The sequence below is a fragment of the Geminicoccus flavidas genome, from assembly GCF_009806515.1.
In the GTDB taxonomy this organism is placed as follows: Bacteria; Pseudomonadota; Alphaproteobacteria; order Geminicoccales; family Geminicoccaceae; genus Geminicoccus; species Geminicoccus flavidus.
Genome location: NZ_WUJP01000237.1, coordinates 1 through 5,243 on the forward strand (window position 1 = coordinate 1; position 5,243 = coordinate 5,243).

At 69.6% G+C, this 5,243-nt stretch carries 8 protein-coding genes; 3 read left to right on the forward strand and 5 right to left on the reverse strand.

Annotated features, from left to right (window positions below; translation table 11 throughout):
• From aac(3)-IV to mepA, 5 genes are all read right to left on the reverse strand, one after another.
• Positions 1-750 (reverse strand): AAC(3)-IV family aminoglycoside N-acetyltransferase (aac(3)-IV, locus tag EQG76_RS06665; RefSeq protein ID WP_159711755.1); only part of this gene is annotated, 750 nt, incomplete at its 3' end.
• Positions 747-956 carry a TOBE domain-containing protein gene (locus EQG76_RS06670; protein ID WP_159711757.1) on the reverse strand — a complete coding sequence of 70 codons (210 nt, stop codon included), beginning with the start codon at positions 954-956 and terminating at the stop codon, positions 747-749. The genes aac(3)-IV and EQG76_RS06670, both read right to left, overlap by 4 nt.
• Complete coding sequence (locus tag EQG76_RS06675; protein WP_159711759.1) at positions 953-1,474, reverse strand: molybdopterin-binding protein; 522 nt, start codon at positions 1,472-1,474, stop codon at positions 953-955. The genes EQG76_RS06670 and EQG76_RS06675 overlap by 4 nt, the downstream gene beginning before the upstream one ends.
• A gap of 65 nt (positions 1,475-1,539) precedes the next feature.
• Positions 1,540-1,929, reverse strand: a complete 390-nt coding sequence (locus EQG76_RS06680; RefSeq protein ID WP_159711761.1) for a surface-adhesin E family protein — start codon at positions 1,927-1,929, stop codon at positions 1,540-1,542.
• 109 nt (positions 1,930-2,038) lie between these two features.
• A complete protein-coding gene (mepA, locus tag EQG76_RS06685; protein WP_159711763.1) occupies positions 2,039-2,887 on the reverse strand; it encodes a penicillin-insensitive murein endopeptidase in 849 nt (282 codons plus the stop codon).
• A gap of 83 nt (positions 2,888-2,970) precedes the next feature.
• On the opposite strand from mepA, the gene EQG76_RS06690 reads away from it, so the two are divergent.
• The 3 genes from EQG76_RS06690 to EQG76_RS06700 all read left to right on the forward strand — a co-directional run bounded on the left by EQG76_RS06690 (position 2,971) and on the right by EQG76_RS06700 (position 5,054).
• Positions 2,971-3,663: a metal-dependent hydrolase gene (locus EQG76_RS06690; RefSeq protein WP_159711765.1), complete on the forward strand. Its 693-nt coding sequence runs from the start codon at positions 2,971-2,973 to the stop codon at positions 3,661-3,663.
• A gap of 65 nt (positions 3,664-3,728) precedes the next feature.
• Positions 3,729-4,583, forward strand: coding sequence for an alpha/beta fold hydrolase (locus tag EQG76_RS06695; protein WP_159711767.1), 855 nt, complete (start codon positions 3,729-3,731; stop codon positions 4,581-4,583).
• Between the two features lie 18 nt (positions 4,584-4,601).
• Positions 4,602-5,054 carry an OsmC family protein gene (locus EQG76_RS06700; RefSeq protein ID WP_159711769.1) on the forward strand — a complete coding sequence of 151 codons (453 nt, stop codon included), beginning with the start codon at positions 4,602-4,604 and terminating at the stop codon, positions 5,052-5,054.
• Positions 5,055-5,243: the final 189 nt, after the last annotated feature.

Here is a 5,243-nt window from a genome sequence, read left to right on the forward strand (position 1 = left end):
GCGCGCCAGGTCGCATTCGGCGCAGCCAGCGCCCTGCTGGTGCAGGAACAGGAGCGGGTCGGCTGCCAGATGCGCCGTGGCCAGCCGGACGATGTCGCGGGCGCGGGCCAGCCGCCCATGCCCGTGGCCGACCGGCCCCTCCCGCTGCAGGCCAGCCGCGCGTAGCCAGTCGTCGGCCTGCGCGAAACGCTCGCAGCAATGGTTGTTCTCGGCATAGCGGAGCCGCACCGGCCGGCCGTTCTCGATCACGGTGAGCCGGGCCGGGGTCCGGTAGGGCACGCTGGCGATCAGCTCGGCCAGATGCAGCATCGTGTCAGCGTCGTGGCCGACGCCCAGCAGCAGCACCTGCCCGTCCAGCTCGTAAACCCGTCCCACCGGGCTTTGCGGGATGTGCGGCGGCAATGGCAGGGGATCGGCGGTGACCCGCTCCGCCAGCTTGCCATAGGCCGCGAAGGCATGGGCATGGGCGCTGCGCCGCACGCCCGGCCGGCGCCAGAACCGGTCGGCAACGACACCCAGATCGGCCGCCGCCGGGCTGCGCGCCGGGTCGAACGGCTGCTCGTCGTCGCCCGACCAGGACGGCATCACCAGCGTGCCGTCGGGGCCGATCGCCGCCAGCAGCGCGTCGATCAGCCCGTCCGGGCCGCCCTCGACCGGGCGGATCGCCCGGAACGCCGTGTGCACCAGCAGCACGCCGCCGGCAACCACGCCCAAGTCGCGGAGCTGGCGGACGAGCTGACCGTGGTTCAATCGATGGCCACCATCACGTCGGACGACTTGACCACGGCATAGACTTGGCTGCCTTCCTTCAGGCCCAGCTCGTCCGCCGATTCGTTGGTGATCGACGAGGTGAGGATCACGCCGTTGCCGATGTCGATCTTCACATGCGCGGTGACGGCCCCGCGCTCCACGGCCTTGACCGTGCCCTTGATGCGGTTGCGGGCGCTGATCTTCATGGCGGAGCTCCTTCCGCGGCCTCGATGCGGATGATGTCGTCGACATGGCGGCCGCCCGACTTGTCGCCCGGCACCACCAGGCGCGCCAGGCCCTCGACCGGCTTGCCATCCTGCGCACGGGCGGCCAGGACCTGCGCACCGCCGAACATCGGGGCGATCTCGCCGCCCGAGAGCACCACCTGATAGCCGTCCCGCCCGGTGATGGTGAAGACGCGGCGCAGGATCGCGTTCCTGGTCGCCTCCTCCGTCAGGCCCGCTTCCTCCAGGAGCGTGCAGAGCAGCACCCCTTCGAAGCTGGCCTCGACCGGGCCGTGGCCGGTGCTGAAGAACACCCGGGCGGTGCTGATGGGGTGCCTCGCGAGATCCTCCCGGCGCAGCGTCACCGCCTGGCCATCCGGCCCGGCGAGCAGCAGGATGTCGGCGGGTTGCCCATCGGCGTGGGCAGCCGGAGAGAGCGACGTCATCGCCAGCAGGGCGACGGCAACGGCGATTCCGGCAGGGCGGGTGGTGGCCGGCATGTCTCGGCTCCGCGAACGACGAATCGGCATGTTGATGCGATACCGAACCGCCGGCGGCTTGTCGACTAGCGGCAGACTGCCTGGCGGGCGATGTCGCCACTGGAGCCTTCCGGTTCCTTCAGGGTCAGCGGCACCCGCTCGCGCTTCTGCGCGAGGGACCTGGTGCCCTCGGCATCGCTGAACAGGGTGATCTTGTCGGTGGTAACCGTGCCGGAGCGGCAGTCGAAGCGGGCGTCGAACCGGGCGGACGCGATTACCGGGCCGTCCAGGTCGAGCGGCGTGGCATAGAGGACCCGATAGGAGATCGCGCGCACCTCGGCGGCGGCCTGCTGCTTCATCTTGCTGGCGTCGATGAAGACCTGATTGCCCTTGGCCGACACGCCCACGGCTTCCCAGCGGGCGGCGAAGGCCGGCGTGGCGAGGACGAGAAGGGCCAGCACCGCCAGCAACCGCATGCAACAGCCTCCCCTTGTATCGGCATTGCTGCGATCCTACGGGCAGTCCCGGTCATGACGCAAATCGCGATGCGTCCGGAGCCGTTGCTCCGTCCCTGCGCCTGATCCGTCAGGGTGCTTCCAGCACGGCCCGGCACTGGACGGGAAGGTCGGCCAGCAGCAGGGGCGGCGGCGGGGGCTCGTCGGAGGGCTGCCAGGGCTCATCGCCCAGCCACCAAGCCAGTTCCGCACCGCAGCCATCGCCCGGGGGCGGCGGCTCCTGCGGCCGGCAGCCCGGCTGCCCGTCCGGGCAGCGCAGGCGGATGTGGAAATGGGCATCGTGTCCCCACCAGGGTCGCACCTTGCCGAGCCAGACGCGGTCGGCCCCGGCGGTGGCGCACAGACCCTGCTTGATGCCGGGATGGATGAAGATCCGCTCGACCTCCGGCTGCAGCGCCGCCGTGCGGATCATGGCCATCTGGGCCGCGCCCAGCAGGTCCGGGTCGGCCTCGCGCGTGCCCGGCCGCAGCATCGACACAGCGCCCATGCTCTCCCGCTCCGGATCGGACTGGGCATGCCCGGGCATGGGCGTCAGCCAGATGTCGGCATCCAGACCGGTCTGGTGGCTGGCATGGCCGGTGCGCATCGGCCCGCCACGCGGCTGTGCCATGTCGCCCACCAGGATGCCGGGCCAGCCCTGGCCGCGCAGGTCCTGGGCCAGGCGCTCGATCACCCGGATGAGGTTGGGATGACCCCAGCTACGATTGCGCGACGGGCGCATGGTCTGGTAACCCTCGCCGCCCCGCGGCAGGGCCACCGCACCGGCAAGGCAGCCGCTGGCATAGCTGCCGAACACGGCAGCCGGCGCCGGGGCAGGACCCGTGGCGCTGCCGAACAGTTCCTTGGCGGGCGGCTCGGCCGCCAGGACAGGCGGCGTCGCCAGGAGTGCGAGCAGGATGGCCAGGAGGAGCGCCTTCATGCGCCCGGTCTAGCCCTGTCGCTTGGGCTCGCCTAGCTTGCGGCGCCTTTTGCCAACCAGATTTGGAACAGGTGGAAACAGAGATGCTCAGAGTAACCTGGCTCGGCCATTCGGCGATCCACCTCCGGATCGGCGAGCGCTCGGTACTGTTCGACCCGTTCCTGACCGGCAACCCGTCCTATCCGGAAGGTGCCCTGGAAAAGCTCGGCGACATCGACCTGATCTGCCTGACCCATGGCCATGAGGACCATCTGGGCGACACGGTGCCGATCGCCAAGCGCACCGGTGCCCCGGTAGTCACCGCCTACGAGATCGCGCTGTATCTGGGCAGCCAGGGCGTGGAGAATGTCGAGCCGATGAACCCGGGCGGCCAGATCGAGGTGGCGGGCCTCCAGGTGGCGCTGACCCGCGCCTACCATTCCTCCAGCATCCACGAGAACAACGTCGCCCGCTATCTGGGCAATCCCTGCGGCATCGTGGTGCGCAACCACGAGGACAGCTTCTACCATGCCGGCGACACCGACCTGTTCTCCGACATGTCGCTGATCCGCCGGCTCTACCGGCCGCGCGTGGGTGCTTTGCCGATCGGCGACCGCTACACCATGGGCCCGCGCGCCGCGGCGATCGCCCAGAACGAGTTCCTGCAGATGGACGCGATCCTGCCGATCCACTGGGGCACGTTCGACGCGCTGACCGGCTCCGCCGACGAGTTTCAGAGCGAGGTCAACCGCGGCCAAGTGCTGCGCGCCAAGCCGGGCGAGACGATCGAGATCTGAGGGAGTCGCGTCGGCCGCACCGGCGCAACGGTCGGGACGGAGCGCTGCACGAAAGGAGCTGCCCAATGGGTTCCGAGAGCACCGATCCTGCCGGCTGGGATCTGTCCAGGCGCTTCGATTTCCACGGCCATGAGATCCGCTACGGGATCATCGGCCAAGGCAAGCCGCTCGTGCTGCTGCACGGTACGCCGTTTTCCTCGCTGGTCTGGCGGCGGATCGCGCCCTGGCTGGCCCGGTACCGGCAAGTCCATTATTTCGACCTGCTCGGCTATGGCCGGTCGGCCAAGCCGGACGGCGACGTCTCGCTCGGCGTCCAGAACGGGCTGTTCGCAGCACTGCTCGACCACTGGCAGCTCGAGCGGCCGGACGTCGTCGCGCACGACTTCGGCGGTGCCACGGCGCTGCGCGCCCATCTGCTCGACCGGCGTGACTACCGGTCGCTCACGCTGATCGATCCGGTGGCGATCGGGCCATCCGGCTCGGCCCTCGTGCAGGCGGCCAGGGACCACGAGGCGGTGTTTGCAGCACTGCCCGCCTACATCCACGAGGCGATCCTGCGCGCCTATGTCGGCGGTGCGGTCTTCCACCAGCTGCGCGATGGCGAGATGCAGCTCTATCTCGATCCATGGCTCGGCGAGGTCGGACAAAGGGCGTTCTATCGTCAGATCGCCCAGATGAGCGACCGCTACACCGACGAGATCGAGCAGCGCCTGGGCGGGGTACGCTGCCCCACGGCCATCCTCTGGGGCGAAGAGGACACGTGGATCCCGCTGGAACGAGGCCGGGAGCTCGCCAGGCGCATCCCGGGCGGGACCTTCACCTCGGTGGCGCAGGCAAGGCATCTGGTCCAGGAGGACGCGCCGGAGGCGGTGGTGGCGACCGTACTGGACGTCCTCGCCCGGCTCGACGCGACGCAATGACGGCGACAGGAAGCATCGATGGCGACCTATACGGCAGACATCAGCTGGCAGCTCCAGGACGGCGAGGACTTCCTCAAGGGCCGTTACAGCCGCGGCCACACGCTCGGCTTCGACGGCGGTGTGACCGTCGCGGGCTCGGCCTCGCCGCACGTGGTCGGCAAATGGGCGGTGCCGACGGCGGTCGATCCGGAGGAGATGCTGGTGGCAGCCATCTCGAGCTGCCACATGCTGTCCTTTCTCCACGTGGCCAGGCTCGCCGGCTTCATCGCGTCCGCCTACCGGGACCATGCGGAGGGAGTGATGGCCGAGATCGCACCCGGCCGGGAGGCGGTGACCCGGGTCGTGCTGCATCCCAAAGTCGAATGGCAGAGCACGGCGCCGGACCAGGCGAAGCTCCAGTCCATGCATCACGAGGCGCACGAGCTGTGCTTCATCGCCAACTCGGTGAAGACGGAGATCACCGTGGCATGATGCTGCCGGCGCGCGTTGGCGCAGCCTGGCGTCAGCACCCTTACCGAGCCGGTGGGCCGGCGCTAAACCAGCCGCCGTCATCCGCCTTTGGACAGGCCCATGCTCGACTTTGCGACGCTCTCGACCACCTGGAACTATCCGACCCGCGTGCTATTCGGCGCCGGTGCCGTCGGCAAGCTCGCCGAGGCC

Coding starts and splice junctions, on each gene's coding strand:
- EQG76_RS06680 (WP_159711761.1), bottom strand. CDS start 1,929: ATGCGGTTGCTGGCGGTGCTGGCCCTTCTCGTCCTCGCCACGCCGGCC.
- EQG76_RS06700 (WP_159711769.1), top strand. CDS start 4,602: ATGGCGACCTATACGGCAGACATCAGCTGGCAGCTCCAGGACGGCGAG.
- EQG76_RS06675 (WP_159711759.1), bottom strand. CDS start 1,474: ATGCCGGCCACCACCCGCCCTGCCGGAATCGCCGTTGCCGTCGCCCTG.
- mepA (WP_159711763.1), bottom strand. CDS start 2,887: ATGAAGGCGCTCCTCCTGGCCATCCTGCTCGCACTCCTGGCGACGCCG.
- EQG76_RS06695 (WP_159711767.1), top strand. CDS start 3,729: ATGGGTTCCGAGAGCACCGATCCTGCCGGCTGGGATCTGTCCAGGCGC.
- EQG76_RS06690 (WP_159711765.1), top strand. CDS start 2,971: ATGCTCAGAGTAACCTGGCTCGGCCATTCGGCGATCCACCTCCGGATC.
- EQG76_RS06670 (WP_159711757.1), bottom strand. CDS start 956: ATGAAGATCAGCGCCCGCAACCGCATCAAGGGCACGGTCAAGGCCGTG.